General features: G+C 62.3%; 21 protein-coding genes. 8 read left to right on the top strand and 13 right to left on the bottom strand.

Going from position 1 to position 19,789, the window contains the following annotated elements:
• Positions 1-207 precede the first annotated feature (207 nt).
• Positions 208-768, top strand: coding sequence for a type 1 glutamine amidotransferase domain-containing protein (locus AC07SU_RS27470; protein ID WP_494998845.1), 561 nt, complete (start codon positions 208-210; stop codon positions 766-768).
• Positions 769-826: 58 nt separating this feature from the next.
• Here AC07SU_RS27470 and AC07SU_RS27465 read toward each other — a convergent pair whose 3' ends face one another.
• The gene (locus AC07SU_RS27465) at positions 827-1,033 is read right to left on the bottom strand and encodes a PLDc N-terminal domain-containing protein (protein WP_494998844.1); all 207 of its coding nucleotides are present in this window, start codon (positions 1,031-1,033) and stop codon (positions 827-829) included.
• Between the two features lie 189 nt (positions 1,034-1,222).
• On the opposite strand from AC07SU_RS27465, the gene AC07SU_RS27460 reads away from it, so the two are divergent.
• A complete protein-coding gene (locus AC07SU_RS27460; protein WP_494998843.1) occupies positions 1,223-1,510 on the top strand; it encodes a hypothetical protein in 288 nt (95 codons plus the stop codon).
• Between the two features lie 4 nt (positions 1,511-1,514).
• Here the strand turns inward: AC07SU_RS27460 and AC07SU_RS27455 are convergent, their stop codons facing one another.
• Positions 1,515-2,699: a lysozyme inhibitor LprI family protein gene (locus AC07SU_RS27455; protein ID WP_494998842.1), complete on the bottom strand. Its 1,185-nt coding sequence runs from the start codon at positions 2,697-2,699 to the stop codon at positions 1,515-1,517.
• 56 nt (positions 2,700-2,755) lie between these two features.
• Entirely contained in the window at positions 2,756-3,166 is a 411-nt protein-coding gene (locus AC07SU_RS27450) for a winged helix-turn-helix transcriptional regulator (protein ID WP_176995694.1), read from the bottom strand.
• A 91-nt stretch (positions 3,167-3,257) separates the two neighbouring features.
• Between AC07SU_RS27450 and AC07SU_RS27445 the strand changes: the two genes are divergently transcribed.
• Complete coding sequence (locus AC07SU_RS27445) at positions 3,258-4,172, top strand: aromatic alcohol reductase (protein WP_494998841.1); 915 nt, start codon at positions 3,258-3,260, stop codon at positions 4,170-4,172.
• Here the strand turns inward: AC07SU_RS27445 and AC07SU_RS27440 are convergent.
• Positions 4,147-4,692, bottom strand: coding sequence for a putative natural product biosynthesis protein (locus AC07SU_RS27440; RefSeq protein ID WP_176995692.1), 546 nt, complete (start codon positions 4,690-4,692; stop codon positions 4,147-4,149). The genes AC07SU_RS27445 and AC07SU_RS27440 overlap by 26 nt on opposite strands.
• Before the next feature lie 62 nt (positions 4,693-4,754).
• Positions 4,755-5,138, bottom strand: a complete 384-nt coding sequence (locus tag AC07SU_RS27435) for a DUF2946 domain-containing protein (protein ID WP_176995691.1) — start codon at positions 5,136-5,138, stop codon at positions 4,755-4,757.
• Positions 5,139-5,318: 180 nt separating this feature from the next.
• Between AC07SU_RS27435 and AC07SU_RS27430 the strand changes: the two genes are divergently transcribed.
• Positions 5,319-5,927: an SCO family protein gene (locus tag AC07SU_RS27430; RefSeq protein ID WP_034106413.1), complete on the top strand. Its 609-nt coding sequence runs from the start codon at positions 5,319-5,321 to the stop codon at positions 5,925-5,927.
• The gene (locus AC07SU_RS27425) at positions 5,927-6,394 is read left to right on the top strand and encodes a copper chaperone PCu(A)C (RefSeq protein WP_494998840.1); all 468 of its coding nucleotides are present in this window, start codon (positions 5,927-5,929) and stop codon (positions 6,392-6,394) included. Before AC07SU_RS27430 ends, AC07SU_RS27425 begins: the two co-directional genes overlap by 1 nt.
• Before the next feature lie 129 nt (positions 6,395-6,523).
• Here the strand turns inward: AC07SU_RS27425 and AC07SU_RS27420 are convergent, their stop codons facing one another.
• Positions 6,524-7,417: a LysR family transcriptional regulator gene (locus AC07SU_RS27420; RefSeq protein WP_494998839.1), complete on the bottom strand. Its 894-nt coding sequence runs from the start codon at positions 7,415-7,417 to the stop codon at positions 6,524-6,526.
• A 199-nt stretch (positions 7,418-7,616) separates the two neighbouring features.
• On the opposite strand from AC07SU_RS27420, the gene AC07SU_RS27415 reads away from it, so the two are divergent.
• Complete coding sequence (locus AC07SU_RS27415; RefSeq protein WP_494998838.1) at positions 7,617-9,239, top strand: argininosuccinate lyase; 1,623 nt, start codon at positions 7,617-7,619, stop codon at positions 9,237-9,239.
• Positions 9,240-9,620: 381 nt separating this feature from the next.
• Here AC07SU_RS27415 and AC07SU_RS27410 read toward each other — a convergent pair whose 3' ends face one another.
• Positions 9,621-10,841 (bottom strand): cation:dicarboxylate symporter family transporter, encoded by a 1,221-nt coding sequence (locus AC07SU_RS27410; RefSeq protein WP_494998837.1) that lies wholly within the window; start codon positions 10,839-10,841, stop codon positions 9,621-9,623.
• 117 nt (positions 10,842-10,958) lie between these two features.
• On the opposite strand from AC07SU_RS27410, the gene AC07SU_RS27405 reads away from it, so the two are divergent.
• Positions 10,959-11,867 (top strand): LysR family transcriptional regulator, encoded by a 909-nt coding sequence (locus tag AC07SU_RS27405; RefSeq protein ID WP_176995685.1) that lies wholly within the window; start codon positions 10,959-10,961, stop codon positions 11,865-11,867.
• An 18-nt stretch (positions 11,868-11,885) separates the two neighbouring features.
• Here AC07SU_RS27405 and AC07SU_RS27400 read toward each other — a convergent pair whose 3' ends face one another.
• The 6 genes from AC07SU_RS27400 to AC07SU_RS27375 form a co-directional block, all read right to left on the bottom strand.
• A complete protein-coding gene (locus AC07SU_RS27400; protein ID WP_494998836.1) occupies positions 11,886-12,215 on the bottom strand; it encodes a DHCW motif cupin fold protein in 330 nt (109 codons plus the stop codon).
• Positions 12,216-12,478: 263 nt separating this feature from the next.
• Positions 12,479-12,913 carry a GNAT family N-acetyltransferase gene (locus AC07SU_RS27395; RefSeq protein ID WP_494998835.1) on the bottom strand — a complete coding sequence of 145 codons (435 nt, stop codon included), beginning with the start codon at positions 12,911-12,913 and terminating at the stop codon, positions 12,479-12,481.
• Between the two features lie 90 nt (positions 12,914-13,003).
• Complete coding sequence (locus AC07SU_RS27390) at positions 13,004-14,494, bottom strand: aldehyde dehydrogenase (RefSeq protein WP_494998834.1); 1,491 nt, start codon at positions 14,492-14,494, stop codon at positions 13,004-13,006.
• A gap of 37 nt (positions 14,495-14,531) precedes the next feature.
• Positions 14,532-15,911 (bottom strand): APC family permease, encoded by a 1,380-nt coding sequence (locus tag AC07SU_RS27385; protein WP_494998833.1) that lies wholly within the window; start codon positions 15,909-15,911, stop codon positions 14,532-14,534.
• A 118-nt stretch (positions 15,912-16,029) separates the two neighbouring features.
• A complete protein-coding gene (locus AC07SU_RS27380; protein ID WP_494998832.1) occupies positions 16,030-17,412 on the bottom strand; it encodes an aspartate aminotransferase family protein in 1,383 nt (460 codons plus the stop codon).
• Between the two features lie 46 nt (positions 17,413-17,458).
• Positions 17,459-18,256: a helix-turn-helix domain-containing protein gene (locus AC07SU_RS27375; RefSeq protein ID WP_176996168.1), complete on the bottom strand. Its 798-nt coding sequence runs from the start codon at positions 18,254-18,256 to the stop codon at positions 17,459-17,461.
• A gap of 195 nt (positions 18,257-18,451) precedes the next feature.
• Between AC07SU_RS27375 and AC07SU_RS27370 the strand changes: the two genes are divergently transcribed.
• Positions 18,452-19,783: a flavin-containing monooxygenase gene (locus tag AC07SU_RS27370; protein WP_494998831.1), complete on the top strand. Its 1,332-nt coding sequence runs from the start codon at positions 18,452-18,454 to the stop codon at positions 19,781-19,783.
• Positions 19,784-19,789 lie beyond the last annotated feature (6 nt).

Raw genomic sequence — 19,789 nt, 5'->3', positions numbered from 1 at the left:
GCGATGGCTCCTGGCAGTTGAACGGCCCTTGAAACAGCGGCCTGTAAACAGCAGAGGCCCGCTCCCAGGTGATAGTTCAAGGAAGTTGCTCTGGCGGACCATCGGAGAAATAAACGCGAATTAATTTAAACCTTCGGCACACACGCCCGCTCAACAGACGGTAGTCACACCTTCCCATCCAACGTGCGCCACAGGAGACACCCCACCATGAGTTCCCGACTCACTGCCAAGAAGATCCTGATCATCACCTCCAACACCGGTATCGAGCGCGACGAACTGCTCAAGCCTCTGCAGCAACTGCGTGGCGATGGCGCGACCGTGACCCACGCCTCCAGCAAGGGCGGTACGACCCAGACCTTTGTGGGCGACACCGAGAAAGATAAGGCGGTGGAATCCGATGCCAAATTGTCCGAGGTCTCCAGCGCCGACTTTGATGCCCTGATCATCCCTGGCGGCACTGTAAATGCCGATACCCTGCGCCAGGACGCGGCAGCGCTCAAGCTGATCAATGAGTTCGTCAAAGCGGGCAAACCCGTGGCGGCCATTTGTCACGGCCCCTGGGCGTTGATCGACGCTGGCGTCATCAAGGGCAAGACCCTCACCTCGTACAAAAGCGTGCGCACGGACCTGATCAACGCCGGCGTGGCCGATTGGGTGGACGCACAGGTCAAAGAGTGCAAGGCCAATGGCTGGACGCTGATCACCTCACGCACGCCGGACGATCTGCCGGCATTCAACGACGCGATTGCCAAGGCCGTTGCCGGTTGATGGCCCACCGTTGAATGAAAACAGGCGCCCTGAGGCGCCTGTTTTTTTACCTGCTACTTCAGCTTCGACGCTGATCAGGCATCTCGCGTTTAGGCCCGAACATGGCCCAGGCGATGAGCCCGAACAGCGGTACGAAAATCAGAATGATCAGCCACAGCCCCTTGGTCTCCCAACCACCGGTGCTGCGTAATACGATGTTGATCGCCCACAGCTCCAACAGCAGCAAAATCACCGCCAAACCGATCCAGACATATTCTATTTGCATGCGTCACCTCCTGAGGTCGTATGCATTAGGTCAAGGGATCGGCGTGAGGGTTCATTAAAACTGCCCGGCAATGGCCTTTCGTCGCGCACGGGGAAATTTTCCAAACTTTGGTTCCACACCATGACTCCCAATTAGTGAGCCGCCTTGAATTGACCCGTAGGCGACGAAACATGGAAAAGGGATCACGTCATGAAGACCGATATCTCGCGCAACATCGTGTTGATCATCTGCCTCGCCGGATGGCTGGGCAGCCCGGCCTACGCGGCCTTCGGCGATGACACCAGCCCACCGCCCAGCTTGAGCGGGGACAATGCCGCAGGCTCTGCCCTGCCGCCAGGCACCTACCCCAGCAGCCCCGCCGACAGCGACAAAAAAGCCGATTCGACGCCGAAAAAAGACAGCGCCAAACCGGCCCCCAAACCCAAGCACCGCAGCGATAAAACCCCGCCGAGCCGCACACCTCGCACCGGGAGTTAGCGGCTTATTCGCTGCCGTCGTAGTCGCCGATAAAGTCCAGGCGCTGGTCCAGCCACTGCCGGACAATTTCTCGCGCTGCCCTGCGTGCGTCATCGGCCGATAGCCCGCGCTCGCGCTGCAACCAGGTCGCCGTCACTTGCCGTGCAGGCTCGATGGCGGCCAGTGCCTGCTGACGGGTTTTTTTTGGCCATAGCGCGTCATCGGTCCAGCTGCTTATAACGGCGGCGGGATCTTGCGCGGGCGCGGCCGGTGTGAGGAAGTCCCGTGGCGAGACCGTGGCACGAAGCCCCAGCACATTCCACGCGGCATAGCTGGCAAAGCGGATGGTGCCGGTATTGCCGCTGGCCTTGTCGATGGCGGGGTCGAAACCAGCTTCCAACTGGGTCCAGGGCGCCTGTTTGAACAGGTCACCCTGAGGCGCGCACACCGGGGCGAAGGTGTCGCGGGTGGAACCATACAACGGCCCGAACGCCGCGTAGGCATCAGCGCCGTGGCGACTGAACACAAAGCAGTGCACATAGGCGCGCTGGTCGCCGAAAAACGCGTACTGCGCACGCTCGATCATCATGCGCAGCAGGGTCAGCATGACCTGGTCGCGGCTGACCTTGGGGTCGTTGTCCAGGTCCTGGTAAATCCCCCAGGGGAAACTGTCGGTCTTGAGCACCGCCAACACCTGCTGGCGGTTGGCGTCGGCTTCTTCAGCGGTCACCCCGCTGGTGGGTTCGAAACGTTGCAGGTACACCAGCCACGCCGCCGCCAGCTCACTCGACGGGTAACCGCGCAAGCCTTTGGCGGCGTCGACCGGGCGGTCGGGAATACTCGCGATGATCGCGTCCAGCTCGGCAGTGTCCGGCTGAGTGAGCTTGCCCACTTCAACCACTCGCCGGCTCAACAAGGGTTGCAGGCAGGTGACGTCAACGCCGCAGGCATTGCGGGTTTGCAGCCAGGCGCGTTGGCCGTTGCGCAACGCCTCGCGTGGCGCACCTTCAAGCTTGGCCATGGCACGCCGGTAGTGCTCGCCCAGCATGGTGTCGAGGCGGCTCAATTCGGCATTGGCGCAGAGCGTCTGTTCGACGGGCGTCGTGGCTTTCCTGCAATCAAAGGAGGCGGCCCAGGCCGGTGTGCCGGCACCCAGCAATACTCCGGCAAGCCACAACAACGAAGCGTATTGTTTGACCCTGCAATCCATGGCAATCCTTGAAGGTGAGGCGTTGAAGGCGCGTAGTGTGCCGCGCCTGTTGCCGATTACAAAGCCTCATCTCGGGTGGCATCAAAGCGTTCCCGCGCCTGGCGAAACGCATCGGCGTTGTCCACCACCCAATTCCACAGCGGGAACATGTTCACCAGTAGCTGCGTGCCGAGGGATGACAGTTCGTATTCGACCTTGGGCGGCACTTCTTCGAAGTCATGGCGCAGCACCAGGCCATCGCGTTCCAACTGGCGCAGCGTGCGGGTGAGCATGCGCTGGGTCACGCCTTTCATGCGCCGGCCGATCTCGGCATGGCGCAACCGGCCGTTCACGCCCAGCACATGCACGATCCCCAGGGACCACCGGTTGCCGGCATGGGTCAGCAGCTCGCGCTTGAGGCCGTCATCGTCTGCGCTCAGGGCATCGCAGGCCGCTTGCGAGCGTCGGATGATCTCGTGGTTATCCATGCTGTTCTCCCGGTATCACTGGTGTGCCTTCTTATGCGTGGCGACTAATTCTGCAAGCATGCCACGACTTTCAACCTCGACGGAGAACCCTATGACCCCTTCTTCCATTCTGGTACTCGGCGCCGGGGAACTGGGCATGGCTGTGCTGCAAGCGCTGGCCGCTTCAGCCGCGTCACACACCACGCGAATAGCCGTCGTGCTGCGCCCTGCCAGCCTGCAATCGGCCACCGCCCGGCAGCTGCAAACATTGGGTATCGAGTTGCTCGCCGGCGACTTGCAGAACGACAGCCAAAGCACCCTCGCCGCGCTTTTCGCGCCCTTCGCCACGGTCATCTGTTGCACCGGGTTTGCCGCAGGCCCGGGCACCCAGCGCAAGCTCGCACGGGCGGCCATCGAAGGCGGCGTGCAACGCTACGTGCCGTGGCAATTTGGCGTGGACTACGACGTGATCGGTCGCGACAGCCCGCAGGACACCTTCGATGAACAGCTGGATGTACGCGACCTGCTGCGCGGCCAACAAGGCACGCAGTGGCTGATCATCTCCACCGGGATGTTCACCAGTTTCCTGTTCGAACCGTCCTTTGGTGTGGTCGATTTACCCAACAATACCGTGCATGCCCTGGGTGATTGGGACACCGCTGTCACCGTCACCACCCCAGAGGATATCGGCCGGCTGACCGCGCAGATCGTGCTGGCTGAACCGCCACTCAGCAACCAAGTGGTGTTCACTGCCGGCGACACCCTGACTTACGGGCAACTGGCCGATACCGTCGACGCGGTGCTGGGCATTAGCCTCGAACGCACGCCCTGGTCAGTGCCGTTCTTGCAGGCGGAACTGGCAGAGACGCCGGACGACAACTTGAAGAAATACCGCGCCGTGTTCGCCCAAGGCCACGGCGTGGCCTGGGACCCCGCCGTGACCTTCAATGCACAGCATCAGATTGCGGTGACAGACGTCAAAAGTTGGATCCGCCAGCACCTCACGGCACCAGCAACCACCCGCTGAACTCACCCCGCACCGTCAACGGGCACCAGGCGAAATCCCCCACCGGCGTCGGCAACGGCTGACGCTCGGCAGCGGGCAACGCGTCGCCCTTCCAATCGAATACCCGCGTACCTCGCCAGGCCAGGACCACACCCCGGGCCTGGCTGTCGTCCGTGTTGACCCAGCACGCAGCCGCAGCGGCCATGAACGCTTCGATCGGTTCGTCGTCGATCTGCGTGCGATAGGCCGAGCCGAGCAGCCAGCGGCAGATATTCAGGTGATAAGTCCAGTCCAGCGGCGGCTGGTTACGGTAGGCCCAGGTCATGAAGCTGCGGAACAGGTTCAGGCCTTCCGGTGGGTCGAGCTTGAGCAACGCCGGGCAGATGTCGAACAAGGTGTGCCAATGGGGCAGCAGGCGTGCATCCAGGTGCACGAAACAACGGGAATTGCTCGGGTAGTCAGGCAGAGTCGGTTCTGCGCGCAGGCGACGGGACGCCTTGCTGACCAGGCGCCGAGCGCCGGCAGGCAATACAGGGTTCATGGAACGCACTCACAGTCGTGACGATAGAACGCCCCCTAGTCACAGGAGGCCCAAGGCACACGTCAGAAAGCGGGAGAAGCGCGGGGGTTGGCCGACGGCCAGGAATATCGGGGAGGCGCCTTGCTGCGCCGTTCATGGGCCGGGCGTGGGATTTGCCCAAGGCCGAGCAACCAGGCCAGGCCGATCAGGAACACGATGGCGACGGTCACCGCGTTGCACACCGGGCAGGCAAAGTAGTTCGAGATGTTGCTGGACGCCGGGTTACTCAACCCTTTGTCGGAAAGTGGCGCCTGCTTGCCCTCCACGGAACAGAACGCGCCACCGATCCCGTTGAGCTGTTGGCCCATCATCTGGCCATGCCCCAAACCGCAGACGAACACGTTCATCAGCACGCAGAAGTACAGGGTCCAGGCGATCAGGGCGCGGTCGGGGTGGCTCAATTTCATGGCGGCGACTCTACCACCGAAGCCGCGCAGGGATGAAGCACGACGCGCCCCTGTGGCAGAACGTCGCAGATTACGTGGGCTGGCCCGGGTTGGTAGACTGTGCACCCGCATCGTTACTCCTTTCCCAAGCCTGATGTGCAGCTCCAGGGCAATGCAGGCGTTTCACAGGATGCACAGTTGATGAGTACGTTATTCACCCGCCGCAAAGTGCTGACCGGTATGGGCCTGTTGGGCCTGGGCAGCCTGCTGGGCGGCTGTGACTACAGCCCCAAGCTGAACTTCAAGTACGGCAAGGACCTCAGTGACAAGATCATGGGCCGCACCTTCAAGCTCAAGAACACCGACGGCGAGACCGTCACCCTGAGTTCGTACCGTGGCCTGATGCCGGTGGTGTTCTTCGGTTTTACCCAATGCCCGGCGGTGTGCCCCACCACCCTGGCGCGCGCCGCCCAGGCCAAGAAGCTGATGGGCCGCGATGGCGAGATCATGCAGGTGGTGTTCATCACCCTCGATCCCGAACGCGACACCCCGGAAATCCTCGACAAGTACGTCAAGGCCTTCGACCCCAGCTTCGAAGCGCTGTACGGCACCCCGGAAGAGATCGCCGTGGCCGCCAAGGAATTCGGGATCTTTTATGAAAAGATCCCCGCCGGCGACACCTATACCCTGTCCCACACCGCCACCAGTTTTGTCTTCGACACCCGTGGCAACCTGCGCCTGGGCCTGCAGGCGTCCCTTACCGCTAAAGAGTGCGCAGAAGACCTGCTCACCGTCATGGAGGTCTGCTAATGACTGCCGTTCAACACCTCAAGCGCCTGACCCTCGGCCTCACGCTGCTGGGCCTCGCCGCCCACGCCAGCGCCCAGGTGCTGGTCACCGACGCCTGGGTGCGCGCCAGCGTGCCGGGCCAGCCGTCCAGCGGTGCGTTCATGACCGTCACCGCCGACAGCGACAGCAAGCTGCTGAGCGTAGCCTCGCCGGTGGCCAAGGACGTGCAGATCCATGAGATGAGCATGAAGGACGACGTGATGCGCATGGGCCCGGTGGACTCGGTTGCCCTGCCCGCCGGCAAGGCGGTCACCCTCGACCCGAATGGCTACCACGTGATGCTGATGGGCCTGACCGGCCAGATCAAGGAAGGCGAACAGGTGCCGCTGACCCTCACGGTTCAAGATGCCAAAGGCGAGAAGCAGTCGATTGAAGTCAAAGCCCCCGCCCGTGCCCTCGACGGCATGGACCACAGCAAAATGCACTGATTGTAGTGAGCGGGCTTGCCCCGCGCCGCGGCGTGTCAGTCACCCAACCCCGACCTGACACACCGCTGCGTGATCGACCTGGCGCCTGGGGTTTGTCTGGCACGCCGCCGCGCGGGGCAAGCCCGCTCACTACAGGTTTGGTTGGCGCAGGAAGTCGATCAGGGCCCGCAGTTTGCGGCTGACGCGGCGGCGGTCGGGGTAATACAGGGTGTACCCGGGCAGCGTCGGGCACCAGTCTTCGAACAGGCTCACCAGTTCACCTCGCGCAATCAGCGGGTCGATGTGCCCGCTGATCATGTAGCCGATTCCCAAGCCGTCCAGCACGCTTTGCACCAGCGCCGATGAGTCGTTGACGATCATCCGCCCGCTCACCGGCAACAACAGCGTTTCCTGGCCCCGGGCCAAGTCCCAACGCTCCACCACGCCACTCGACGCACGAAAGCCGATGCAGTTGTGCTGCAGCAATTCGCCCGGGTGTATGGGCGTGCCGTATCGGGCGAGATAGCCAGGGGACGCGATCACATGCATACGCAACGCCGGCCCGACCTTGACCGCCACCATGTCTTGCTCGACGAAATCCCCAAAGCGAATGCCTGCATCGAAGCCCAGGCGCACGATGTCGACCAGGGCATTTTCCAGGGTCAGTTCCAGGTCGATCTGCGGGTGGGCTTCAAGAAACGCCGACAACAGCGGTTGCAGCACCGTCAGGTAGCCGGCGCGGGGCACGTTGAGGCGCAGCAGGCCGGACGGCAGGCCGCTGCTGTCACCCACCTCCTGGGCCGCCGCCGTCAGTGCGTTCACGGCCGGCTGCACCTTGGCCAGGAAACCCGCGCCCGCTTCCGTCAGGCTCACGCTGCGGGTGGTACGGTTGAACAGCGCGACACCCAGGCGCTGCTCCAGGTTGCGGATCACCTGGCTCACCGCCGAGGGCGACACGCCCAGGCGCACGGCGGCGGCCGAAAAGCTCGCGTGTTCGGCGACACACACAAAGGTCACCAGCCCGTCGAGTTGATCCTGGCGCATAGGTTGCTCCGCAGAAAAGGCACGGTATAGCACAGCCATTGTGAAGAATGGCTTCAAAGCCTTAACGACATACACAAAAGCTCTGCGATCAACACTTACTATATATTTTCAATCTGCAAACAGACCCGATAGCCTGATTCTGCCGCCCTCGCCTCGCGTGGCAGCGGCCCACAATTCCAAAAATAAATCGGGTATCCCTGTGAACACATCCCCTCGCGCCCTGAAAAGCCTGCTCCACCTGGCGGTGGCTTTCGCCCTCTTCAACAGCTTCGGCGCCCAGGCGGCCAACACCGGCGAGCTGCCGTGCGCCACCACCGAACAATGCGCTGCCCAGGCGGCGAAAGTCGGCGCCACGCCCGACAGTTCGCAAACCGAACACAAAGCCAAGGGCGACCCGACCCAGACCCAGTTCGCCTGGCTGAACCGCATCAACAAAGCCTCGATTGTGATGCTCACCGAAGAAGGCATCGTCAAGCCCGAGATGGGCCAGAAGATCGCCGGTGGCGTGCGCTACGCCATCGCCCAGGCCGACCAGCCCGGTGGCACGCGCCCGAGTGACGTGCTGCAACTGGAAAAAATCATGACTGACAAGATCGGTCCCGAAGCCTCCTTGATCCACTCCGGCCGCAGCCGCCAGGACATGCTCGCCACCTACCGCCTGGCCGCCTTGCGCAGCCAGGTGCTGGCCTACAGCGAAGCCCTCAACGCCACGCGCCTGCGCCTGCTGAACATTGCCGATAAAAACGTCGACACGCTGGTGCCCGCCTACACCAATGGCGTGCAGGCCATGCCGATCAGTTATGCGCATTACCTGCTGGCCTTCGAGGCCGCGTTCGACCGCGACGGCCAACGCATCCGTGAGCTGTACACGCGCCTGAACAAGAGCCCGATGGGCACGGCGGTGCTGGCGAACTCGGCGTACCCGCTGAACCGCGAGCGCCTGGCCGAGTTGCTGGGTTTTGATGGGGTGCGTGAGAACTCGCTGGATTCGAGCCAAGTGTCGACCTATGACATCCCGATAGAAGCGGCCAACCTGGCCTCGTCTTCGGCGATCCGCGTGGGCGCGATGATCGGCGACATCCACACCCAGTACCACCAGATCCGCCCGTGGCTGCTGCTGGATGAAGAAGCCACCTACACCAGCAGCGCCATGCCGCAAAAGCGCAACCCGGGCTTGTTGATGCGCGCCCGTGAGAGCGCCTCGGACGTGGTCGGCCTGGCCCAGGCGGTGACCCTGCGTGCCCATAACGTCACCACCGGCATGACCGATTACAAGTTCGCCTTCGACTCCCTGGGTGTGTTCCGTTCCACCAAGGAGATGTTCGAAGCCACCGACGCGGTGCTCGACGCGTTGCAAATCAACCCGCAGCGCGCGCTGGAAGAGCTGGAGTCGGAATGGACCACCTCGATGGAATTGGCTGACACTCTGGAACGCCAATTCAAGGTGCCGTTCCGCATCGGCCACAGCTTTGCCTCGCTGATCGTGACCGAAGCCCGCAGCAACGGCACCACGCCGAAAACCTTCCCGTATGCCGATGCGCAGAAGCTGTATAGCCAGGCGGCGGACAAGTACAAGTGGACGCCGAACACCTTGCCACTTGATGAGGCCGGCTTCCGCGCAGCGCTGTCGCCGACCACCATGGTGCAGACCCGCAAAGGCACCGGCGGCCCGCAACCGCAAGAGGTCAAGCGCATGCTGGTGGAGGCCCGCAAGACCCTGGAAGGCGATCAGCAGTGGCTGAAAGAACGACGTGAAAAGCTGCAGAACGCCGAAGGCAACCTCGACAAAGCCTTCGACAAACTGGCCAACCCCAAAGGCTGACACCTACCTTGTAGGAGCCCGGCTTGCCGGCGATGGCGTCCTCAGGATCCCCCTTGAATCCGAGGGCCAAATCGCCGGCAAGCCGGCTCCTACAGTGGGTGGTGTGTCAAAAGGCTTTGGCAGGCTGGCCGACACCAAAGGCTGACACCTCACCTTGTAGGAGCCCGGCTTGCCGGCGATGGCGTCCTCAGGATCACCATTGAATCCAAAGGCCTCATCGCCGGCAAGCCGGCTCCTACAGGGGGTGGTGTGTCAGAAACGTTCGAAACGTTGGCTAACCCCAAAGGCTGACACCTCACCTTGTAGGAGCCCGGCTTGCCGGCGATGGCGTCCTCAGGATCACCCTTGAATCCGAGGGCCAAATCGCCGGCAAGCCGGCTCCTACAGTGAGGGGTGTGTCAGTTGGGTGTGCAGGGCCTGGCGGTCAATTGATCGTTGCCACGCGCAGATCGCCAGGCACGCCACGCAGTTGCCGAGCACATTGGTCAACGAGCGGCACTTCATCAATCGCTCCACGCCCAGCAACAACCCGACGCCTTCCAGCGGCACCAGTTGCAGGATGTTCAAGGTCGCGATCAAGGTGAACAGCGCCGAGCCCGCCACGCTGGTAGAGCTCAACGAGGTGATCAGGCAGATCACCAGCACCGCGAGCAATTGCGGCATGGCCATTTCCACACCGGCCAGGTGGGCGAGGAACATGATCGCGGTGGTCAGGTAGAGGTTGGTGCCCGCCAGGTTGAAGGTGTAGCCGGTGGTCAACACCAGGCGTACCAATTGGCGGTCGCAACCCAGAGCTTCGAGTTTATTCACGCACCCCGGAAGCGCAGCCACGGAAGAGCCGGTGAATGTCACCAACAACAACTCTTCTTTTAAATAAATAATAAGGCTGGATAACTTAACGCCGACCCAACGTGTTATTGCGGCAAATACCACAATCACAAATAACGCACTGACCAGATAAATAACCACCACAAACTTCAATAAGGGCAATACCGAACTAACGCCGTATTTACCCACCACAAATGCCATCGCCCCAAACGCCGCCAAGGGGGCAAATTTCAAGATAATCCGCAGCACCAGAAACAGGCCTTGTACGCCGCTTTCCAGCCAACCCAGACAGCGGTTGCCCACCCGGCTGCCCCGCCCCAGCAGCAGCCCGCAGACAATAGCGACACACATCACCTGCAGCACCAGGCTTTGGGCAAACACGTGATACAGCGTGGAAGACGCCGACAACAGCGACAGTTCGTGCAGGAAGCCTTCAACCGGTAACGGTGGCGTCGGCAAGGCACTGTGCTCCAGGTTGAACACCCAGCCGGTTGCCATGCCCACCATCAGCGCGGCGCAGGACATTAATTGGAAATACACGATGATCCGCCGCACGACATGGCGGTGATGGGGTTCGCGCTTGATCCCGGCCACACCGGTGGACACCAGCACAAACAGCAAAAACGGCATCAATAAACCGACCAACTTGATGAACGCGTCACTGAGCACTTTCATCTCGATTGCCAGGTCCGGATACACCAGGCCCAACATCATGCCCAGTGCGATGGCAATCAGAATCGGCAAGGTTCCATTCTGGGTATATCGGGTGAACATCAGCACTCCGGCATGTTTTTACTTATTGTTATTGTCGGCATCCGCCGCTTTCGGCATATTGACCGCCTGGCCGCTGCAGGCCGCAAATAATAAAGTCTTGTCACGGGATATACCACCATGGAACTTCGCCATTTACGTTATTTCATCATGGTGGCCGAAGAGCGACATTTCACCCGTGCCGCTGCGCGTCTGAACATGCAGCAACCGCCCCTCAGCCAACAGATCCGCGCCCTTGAAAAAGAGCTGGGCTTCGACCTGTTCAAGCGCCACCCCAAGGGCGTCGATCTCACGGCCGGCGGCCTGGTGTTTCTGGAGGAGGCCCGAGTGATCCTGGCCCGGGTCGAGCACGGCTCGCTCAAGGCTTCTCGCGCCGCACAAGGCATCGAAGGCACGCTGATGATCGGCTTCACCAGCTCCGCCGCCGCCCACCCGCTGATCCCGCGCATCATCCGTGCCTATCGCGAGCGTTACCCCGGCGTGGAGCTGTCGATCAACGAAGGCAGCGCCCAGGAAGTGACCGAGGACAGCATCGAAAAACGCCTCGACATCGGTATCCTCCGCGCGCCGGTCAGCACCCACCAAAGCCTGACCTTTCACCGCCTGCTCAACGAAGAAATGCTGCTCGCACTGCCCACCGGCCACCCGCTGCTGAACGACACGGCCATCCCCCTGGTCGCCCTCAAGGACGAGCGCTTCATCCTGGTCCGCCGCCCCGGCGCGCCGGGCATGTACGCTAACCTGATCAAGGCCTGCCAGAACGCCGGCTTCGAGCCCAGGATCGCCTTTGAAGTGGAACGCATGCTGACCAACGTCAGCCTGGTGGCGGCCGGCGAAGGCATCTCGGTGGTGCCCGCCTCCATGCGCGATGTGCACCGCGAAAGCGTGGTGTACTGCCGGATCAAGGACGCCCGCCCGAAGTTGCTGGCGCCGATTACGCTGGTACGCCGTACCTTCAACCCGTCAGCACCGCTGCAAAACTTCATCGAGCTGGCGCGGGAATTGAGTGGGATCTATCGAAAGGCATGAAGCGCTTTTATCTGCGTTTCAATCCACGATAAACAGCTTCGCGCCAACAGGCGTCGACGAGCGATGCCCTTCCATGTCATTGCCCACCTGATAACTCATCCCAGGTGTGAGGACGAACTGTCGACCGTCCTCCAGCTCCGTGTGCAACTCGCCTTCGAGGCACAACAGGACATGCCCTCTCCAGCACCAGTGATCCGCCAGGTAGCCCGGGGTGTATTCCACCATGCGCACGCGGGTGGTGCCGAAGTGGCAGGTCCGCCATAAGGCACTGCCCGTGGTGCCGGGGTGAAGCTGTGCTTCGAGGGTTGACCAATCGGTGGTGCCAAACGCAACAGCAGTGAGATCCATGATGTACTCGGTCGTCAGTTAACGTGACGTGAAACTAACGGCCTGCCCGGTTGGGCGGTAGACACAGATTGGCTGCTTTTGTGGGATACAGGCCTACGCCTTCGTTATCCTGCCGCCCTTGCCTTCATCGATGCGAGCCGTAGCTGGCACCACAAAGCCCCTGTAGGAGCTGGCTTGCCAGCGATAGCGGTGGTTCAGGCAACATCTGTTTCAGCCGTGCCACCGCCTTCGCAGGCAAGCCAGCGCCCACAGGGAACCCTGATTCAGGCGTTTTCATTTCCCGCCCGGGTGAATGAATAACGGTCGATATCCGTGCGCAGTGTCCAGCCCTGCCCTTGCCAATAGCGGGCCGCGTCTGTGTTGGTCTTGAACACGTCGAGGTGGCATTTGTGGATGCCCAGTTGCTCAAGCTCCGTAAGACAACGTTGCACCAAGGCCTGGGCGATGCCCTGGCGGCGGTACGCCGGCAGCACCAGCAGGTGCTGCAAATAACCGCGACGGCCATCGTGGCCGCACATCACGCAGGCCACCAACCGGCCGCTGTCTTGCGCCACAAAACTCATGCCCGGGTTGCGCGCCAGGTAACGCTCGGTGGCCTCGCGGGAATCGGCGTCGCGCAGTGAGATACCGGGGGTGTCTTGCATCAGTTCGAGCACCGCGTCGTAGTCGGCAGTGCTCATCACGCGAATGTTGACCATGGTCCTGAAAGCCCTCTGAGTGAGGGCCCAGTGTGCCTGCACCGGCAGCAGTCGTGCACCCAGGAATGCACGACCGGATGAGCGCTTGAATCAACGCAACTGGAACCAGGTGGTTTTCAGCTGCGTATATTTATCAAACGAGTGCAACGACAGGTCCCGCCCAAACCCGGACTGTTTGCCGCCACCAAAGGGCACCGTCACATCCAGCGCGTCGACGGTATTGACCGACACCGTACCGACCTTGAGGGCACGGGCAACGCGGTGTGCGCGGTTGAGGTCGTCGCTCCACACCGACGCCGCCAGGCCATAGATGCTCGCATTGGCTTGCTGGATCGCCTGCTCTTCGGTGTCGAAGGCACTGACAGCGAGCACCGGGCCGAACACCTCGTCACGGGCAAGCGCCATGTCCGAGGTCACGTCGCCGAACACGGTAGGCTGGATAAAGTTTGACGAGCCGTTGATCGTCAACTGCTGCCCGCCACACAAGAGCCGGGCGCCCTCGCCCTGGGCCTGTTCGATGGCCTGCAGGATATGCGCGGTTTGCCCACGGTCGACGATGGCGCCGGCAGCACTGCGCGGGTCGAGGGGGTCGCCGGGCATCCACGCGCGGGACTTGGCAATCACGCGTTCGACGAATTCGTCATGGATGGAACGTTGCACATACAGTCGCGAGTTGGCCGAACACACTTCGCCCTGGTTGAAGAAAATCCCGAAGGCGGCCTTCTCCGCTGCCAGGTCCAGGTCCTGGCAGTCCTCGAACACCAGGTTCGGGCTCTTGCCGCCGCACTCCAGCCACACCTGCTTCAGATTCGACTGCGCGGAATACTGCATGAAGTACTTGCCCACCTGCGTGGAGCCGGTGAACACCAGGCAATCCACATCGGGGTGCAGCCCCAGGGCTTTGCCGGCGCTTTCGCCGAGGCCGGGTACCACATTGAGCACGCCTTCGGGGATACCCGCTTCGAGGGCGAGCTGGGCCAAGCGCAACGCAGAAAACGGCGACTGCTCGGCGGGCTTGAGCACCACGCTGTTGCCGGCCGCCAAGGCCGGGGCCAGCTTCCACGCGGCCATGTCCAGCGGGAAATTCCACGGCACCACGGCCGCCACCACACCGAGGGCTTCACGGGTAATGGTTGCCAGCGCGTTGTGGGCCGTGGGCGCGACTTGATCGTAGAGCTTGTCGAGTGCCTCGCCATACCAGGCAAACACATGGGCCGCACCGGGCACGTCGATGTTATAGGCGTCCATCACCGGCTTGCCCATGTTCAGCGAATCGAGCAGCGCCAGTTCTTCGCGATGGGTCATCAGCAACTCAGACAGCTTGATGAGGATTTTCTTGCGTTCCGCCGGCGCCATGCGCCGCCAAGGACCGGTTTCAAAGGCCTGGCGTGCGCTGCGTACAGCCAGGTCGACTTCCATTTCGCCACAGGCGGCCACCCGTGAGAGCAACTGGTGGGTGGCGGGGTTGATGGCGTCGAAGGTCGCCCCGCAGGCCGCGCTCACGGCGCGGCCTCCGATCAAGGCGGTAGTGATAAAGCGCTGGCGGGCAACGCGCTGTTGCCAGTAATCAAGATCGAACACGGTGTGCTCCCAATGGATTTCGGAGGGATAAGAAGGGTTATTCAGCGATCTGCAATTCGGGCATCTTCACGCTCAAGCCCCGGGTGATACCGAGCAGGCAAAGCAGCCCCAGGCCCATCCAGCACAGGCCGATGGTGAAGGACATGCTCGACAGGCTGGTCCACAACCAGATCGTGCTGAGAAACCCCAGGGCCGGCAGCGCGGCGTACAACAGGTAGTTACGCAGGCCACGCAATTTCTGGTCGACCAGGTAATGCTTGATCACCGCCAGGTTCACCGCCGAGAACGCGAACAGCGCGCCGAAGCTGATCATGTTGGCCACGGTGTCCAGGGTGATGAACAAGGCAATCAACGAAAACAGGCTGACCAGCACAATCGCCGTGGCCGGCACGCGCTTTTTCGTCACCAGCTTGCCGAGTACCCGAGGTAATGCGCCGTCACGGCCCATGGCAAACAGCACCCGCGACACGCTGGCCTGGGACACCATCGCCGAGGCAAAACAGCCGGCGACGTAGGTGGCGGTAAAGGCGGTCACCAGCATTTCCCCGCCGACGCGGCGCATCACGTCGACCGAGGCGGAATCGGGGTCGGCGAAGCTGTTCCACTCGGGAAATACCATCTGGGCAAAATACGAGACCAGCAGGAACAACAAGCCGCCAATCAACGACACCAGCAGGATGGCCTGCGGGATGGTGCGGCGCGGGTTGGGGGTTTCCTCGGCCATGGTCGACACCGCATCAAAACCCAGGAACGACAGGCACAACACCGCCGCCCCCGCCATGATCAGCGGCGCGCTGAAGCCTTCATGGTGGAACGGCGCAAACAGCGAAACCGGTGCCGCTTGCGCGTTCAGGTTGTGCACCGACAAGGCCACGAACACCACGATAAACACCAGCTGGGCCACGATCAGCACCCAGTTGACCCGGGTGATCGATTCGATGCCCACCAGATTGAGCCCCGTCACCAGGGCAATCGAGCTCAGCACCCACACGGCCGTCGGCACGCCGGGGAAGTATTCGGACAGGTAGATGCCGATCAGCAGGTAACTGAGCAGCGGCAGGAAGATGTAGTCGAGCAGCAGCGTCCACCCGGCGATAAAGCCGAAGCACGCGCCGAACGCCTTGCGGGTGTAGGAGTAGACCGACCCCGAATAGGGATGGGCCTGGACCATGCGCCCGTAGCTGTAGGCGGTCAGCAGCATCGCCGCCAGGGTCAGCATGTAGGCGGTCGGCAAGTGGCCACGGGTCATCTGGGTGACCAGGCCATAGGTGGTGAACACCGCCAGCGGGACCATGTAGGCCAGGCCGAACAGGATCAGCCCAACCAGGCCCAGCGGTTGGCGGAAGCGTCGACCGCCAGAAGGTGCAGCGGACGCAGGATGAGAGGGGGTATCGGCCACGTTTTTTATTGTCGTCATGGGTGACTCCTGGAAATCGGCATGCAGGGGGTCGCGGCATGCGATGAGATCGATGCCGTTCAAGCGCTGTCGGAAGGCGATCACTCACCCCTCTGCGTGGAGGGGTGAGCGGGTCACATCAGCGTTTTCCCGCGATCCGTGCGGTGCGGTCCACCGCGATGCGGGTCTTGTCGACCAGTTCATCCAGCTCCGCACGGGTGGCCACCAGGGCCGGGGCCATGATCATGCGGCCAAGGGTCGAGCGAATGATCACGCCCTCTTCGAAGCCGAAGGTGCGGCACTGCCAGGCCAGGTCGTTTTCGTTGGCGAAGCGTTTGCGGGTGCTTTTGTCTTCGGCAAACTGCAAGGCGGCGAGCAGGCCGGTGCCCTGGATCTCGCCGATCATCGGGTGGTTGCCGAACACCTCGCGCAGGATCTTTTGCAGGTACGGCCCGGTGTCGTCCTTCACCTGGCGCACGATGCCTTCATCGCGCAGGGCCTTGAGGTTGGCCAGCGCCACCGCTGCCGCCACCGGGTGCCCGGAATAGGTCAGCCCGTGGGCGAACACCCCGCCCCGCTCCACCAGCGCATCGGCGATGCGTGTGCTCAGCACCAGGCCGCCCATGGGCAGGTAGCCGGAGGTCAGGCCCTTGGCGATCGACAAGGTGTCGGGCTCGAAACCGAAGTGCTGGTGGGCGAACCACTCGCCGGTGCGCCCAAAGCCCCCGATCACCTCGTCGGCACACAGCAACACGTCGTATTGACGGCAGATGCGCTGGATCTCGGGCCAGTAGCTTTCCGGCGGGAAGATCATGCCGCCTGCACCCTGGAACGGCTCGGCGATAAAGCCCGCGACGTTTTCAGCGCCCAGTTCAAGGATCTTTTCTTCCAGCTGCAGCGCACAGCGGCGACCGAACTCGGCCGGCGTCAGGTCACCGCCCTGGGCGTACCAATAAGGCTCGTCGATGTGCGCGACATCCGGAATCAGGCCACCCATATCGTGCATGAACTTCATGCCGCCCAACGCAGAAGCCGCCAGGGTAGAACCGTGATAGCCGTTCCAGCGGCCAATCATGATTTTCTTCTGTGGCTGGCCCTCCACCTGCCAGTAGCGGCGCACGGTGCGGATCAGCACCTCGTTGGCCTCGGAGCCGGAGTTGGTGTAGATCACGTGGCTGTAGTGAGCCGGCAGCAGGCTGAACAGCAGTTCCGACAACTCGACCACCGCCGGGTGGGTGGTGTGGAAGAACATGTTGTAGTAGGCCAGTTGGTCCATCTGCGCGGCGGCGGCAGCGGTCAGGTCCTTGCGGCCATAGCCCAGTTGCGTGCACCACAGGCCCGACATGCCGTCCAGGTAACGCTTGCCTTCACTGTCCCACAGGTACAGGCCCTCGCCCCGCACCATCACACGCGGGCCTTCGGCGTTCAGCGCTTTTTGATCAACGAAAGCGTGGATGTGGTGGGCCGCATCGGACGCCTGGTAATCCTCGGTGCGACGTTTCAGGTGGGCGGGTAGATTCATGGCGGTTCTCTCTTATTAGTGATGACGCAAGGGGGAGCAACGCCGCTCAGCGGTGCTTGCTCATGTAGCTTTCAAGGGGGTCTTTGCTCAGCACGCCCTGGGCTTCGGCGAGCGAGTCGATAAACAGGGCAAACAGCTCCGACTGCGCGCCGATATCGAGCTTGGTGTAGATGTGTTTGCGGTGGGACTTGATCGTGTCTTCCGAGACGTCAAGGCGCTCGGCCAGCGAACGGGTGGAGTGGCCGCGCAGGATCAACTGGGCGATCCGGCATTCACGTTCGGTCAGGATCGACGAGCCAAAGTTGTTCAGCGCCGAGTGAATGCGCTGCTCCAACTCATTGGCAAAACGCGCGCCCTGGGCGTCCAAGCCCACAAAGTGCTTGCCCAGCACGGCCAGCAGCCACGGCGTGATGCGCTTGAACTGCTCAGTGGTGGCGGCGTCGAGCTTCTGGGTAAACGCCAGCGACACCGCCAGGCTCGAGCCATTGCCCGACTGCAGGAGGTAGTTGAGTTCATCCTCCAGGTGGGAATGCCGGTAGAACGACTGGAAGTACTCGCTGAGTTCGAAATGGTCGGGGGCGACGTCGGCCAGGGCATAGCAGCCCGAGCTGACGCCCTCGACGCAGGCGCCGTAGAACGGGTCGAGCAGATAGAACCCGGACAAGTATTGGCGCACGTTGCCCTGGGGCAGCCACGGCCCGTCCAGCTCGAACAAGGCGCTGGGCATGCCGTCACGCGGGTACCAATACAGTGTCGTGGCCTGGATCGGTTGCAGGTAACCGAGGGCCTCGAACAGAGTGGCCGCGAAACCCGCTTGCCCGATGCTCTCGGTGACCCGGGCCATCTGTTCAAACCACTGCGCGGAAGAAAGCCGGTCGTTTTCCACTTCGAAGACTCGCTCAAGGGACTGCGAGAATGGTCACACACCCGCCCCCTCATCGAAATCACCCGATAGGGTGAGCCTGCATTCGATATTTATGCTCACTTCCCAGCTTAATAATATTTTATTAAAAACCGCCCTCCCCCTAGCCTTGAAGTCATGCCCAAGCTGAATCCAACTGCATTACGCAAGGACAGACACATGACCCAAGCAATAACAAAAATAGACACCCTCGTCGTGGGAGCCGGTCAGGCTGGCGTGGCCATGAGCGAGCACTTGAGCAAGCAAGGTGTGCCGCACCTGGTGCTGGAGCGCAGCCGCATTGCCGAGCGCTGGCGCACCGGGCGCTGGGATTCGCTGGTGGCGAACGGCCCGGCCTGGCATGACCGTTTTCCGGGGCTGCACTTCGATGACGTCGCCGACGATGCATTCGCGCCCAAAGAACGCGTCGCGGATTATTTCGAAGCCTATGCACGCAAATTCAACGCGCCGATTCGTACCGGTGTGGACGTCACCTCCGTGGTGCGCAATGTGGGCCGCCCCGGCTTTACCGTGCACACCAGCGAAGGCGTGATTGAAGCCAACCGCGTCGTCGCGGCCACCGGGCCGTTCCAGAAGCCCGTGATCCCGGCCATCGCCCCCAAAGACACGGCGCTGCACCAGATCCACTCCGCCGACTACCGCAACCCGGCGCAACTGCCAGCCGGTGCCGTGCTGGTGGTGGGGGCTGGTTCGTCCGGCGTGCAGATTGCCGATGAACTGCAGCGTTCCGGGCGCAAGGTGTACCTGTCGGTCGGCGCCCACGACCGCCCGCCTCGCGCCTACCGCAACCGCGACTTCTGCTGGTGGCTTGGTGTGCTGGGCGAATGGGACCAAGCGGCCATGAAGCCGGGGCGTGAACACGTGACCATCGCGGTCAGCGGTGCCCACGGCGGCAAGACCATCGACTTCCGTGAGCTGGCGCAGCAAGGCATGACCCTGGTCGGCCTCACCCAGGCCTTCAACGGCAGCGTCGCCACCTTCCAGCCGAACCTGGTGGACAACCTGGCCCGTGGCGATGAGAACTACCTGGCCCTGCTGGATGCGGCCGATGCCTACATCGAACGCAACGGCCTGGACCTGCCGCTGGAACCCGAAGCGCGCCGCGTGTTCCCCGACGCCGAGTGCATCAAGCAGCCGATCCTTGAGCTGGACCTGGCCGCGGCCGGCATTACTTCGATCATCTGGGCCACCGGCTTTGCCGTGGACTACAGCTGGCTGAAAGTCGATGCCTTCGACGCCGCCGGCAAGCCAGCGCACCAGCGCGGGGTCTCCACCGAAGCCGGGATCTACTTCCTCGGTTTGCCGTGGCAGTCGCGCCGTGGCTCGTCGTTTATCTGGGGGGTGTGGCACGACGCCAAATACGTGGCCGACCACATCGCCATCCAGCGCCAATACCTTGAATACCGCGAAGCCGCCCCGGTGGTTCGCCAGTCCCCTGTCAGCGCCTGATCATTT

The sequence above is a fragment of the Pseudomonas sp. GW821-FHT05H12 genome (genome assembly GCF_059419385.1).
The sequence above is the reverse complement of the archived record's forward strand: the minus strand, read 5'-3'. Positions and strand labels throughout refer to the sequence as shown.

Coding starts and splice junctions, on each gene's coding strand:
- AC07SU_RS27470 (WP_494998845.1), top strand. CDS start 208: ATGAGTTCCCGACTCACTGCCAAGAAGATCCTGATCATCACCTCCAAC.
- AC07SU_RS27465 (WP_494998844.1), bottom strand. CDS start 1,033: ATGCAAATAGAATATGTCTGGATCGGTTTGGCGGTGATTTTGCTGCTG.
- AC07SU_RS27460 (WP_494998843.1), top strand. CDS start 1,223: ATGAAGACCGATATCTCGCGCAACATCGTGTTGATCATCTGCCTCGCC.
- AC07SU_RS27455 (WP_494998842.1), bottom strand. CDS start 2,699: ATGGATTGCAGGGTCAAACAATACGCTTCGTTGTTGTGGCTTGCCGGA.
- AC07SU_RS27450 (WP_176995694.1), bottom strand. CDS start 3,166: ATGGATAACCACGAGATCATCCGACGCTCGCAAGCGGCCTGCGATGCC.
- AC07SU_RS27445 (WP_494998841.1), top strand. CDS start 3,258: ATGACCCCTTCTTCCATTCTGGTACTCGGCGCCGGGGAACTGGGCATG.
- AC07SU_RS27440 (WP_176995692.1), bottom strand. CDS start 4,692: ATGAACCCTGTATTGCCTGCCGGCGCTCGGCGCCTGGTCAGCAAGGCG.
- AC07SU_RS27435 (WP_176995691.1), bottom strand. CDS start 5,138: ATGAAATTGAGCCACCCCGACCGCGCCCTGATCGCCTGGACCCTGTAC.
- AC07SU_RS27430 (WP_034106413.1), top strand. CDS start 5,319: ATGAGTACGTTATTCACCCGCCGCAAAGTGCTGACCGGTATGGGCCTG.
- AC07SU_RS27425 (WP_494998840.1), top strand. CDS start 5,927: ATGACTGCCGTTCAACACCTCAAGCGCCTGACCCTCGGCCTCACGCTG.
- AC07SU_RS27420 (WP_494998839.1), bottom strand. CDS start 7,417: ATGCGCCAGGATCAACTCGACGGGCTGGTGACCTTTGTGTGTGTCGCC.
- AC07SU_RS27410 (WP_494998837.1), bottom strand. CDS start 10,841: ATGTTCACCCGATATACCCAGAATGGAACCTTGCCGATTCTGATTGCC.
- AC07SU_RS27405 (WP_176995685.1), top strand. CDS start 10,959: ATGGAACTTCGCCATTTACGTTATTTCATCATGGTGGCCGAAGAGCGA.
- AC07SU_RS27400 (WP_494998836.1), bottom strand. CDS start 12,215: ATGGATCTCACTGCTGTTGCGTTTGGCACCACCGATTGGTCAACCCTC.
- AC07SU_RS27395 (WP_494998835.1), bottom strand. CDS start 12,913: ATGGTCAACATTCGCGTGATGAGCACTGCCGACTACGACGCGGTGCTC.
- AC07SU_RS27385 (WP_494998833.1), bottom strand. CDS start 15,911: ATGACGACAATAAAAAACGTGGCCGATACCCCCTCTCATCCTGCGTCC.
- AC07SU_RS27380 (WP_494998832.1), bottom strand. CDS start 17,412: ATGAATCTACCCGCCCACCTGAAACGTCGCACCGAGGATTACCAGGCG.
- AC07SU_RS27375 (WP_176996168.1), bottom strand. CDS start 18,256: ATGGCCCGGGTCACCGAGAGCATCGGGCAAGCGGGTTTCGCGGCCACT.
- AC07SU_RS27370 (WP_494998831.1), top strand. CDS start 18,452: ATGCCCAAGCTGAATCCAACTGCATTACGCAAGGACAGACACATGACC.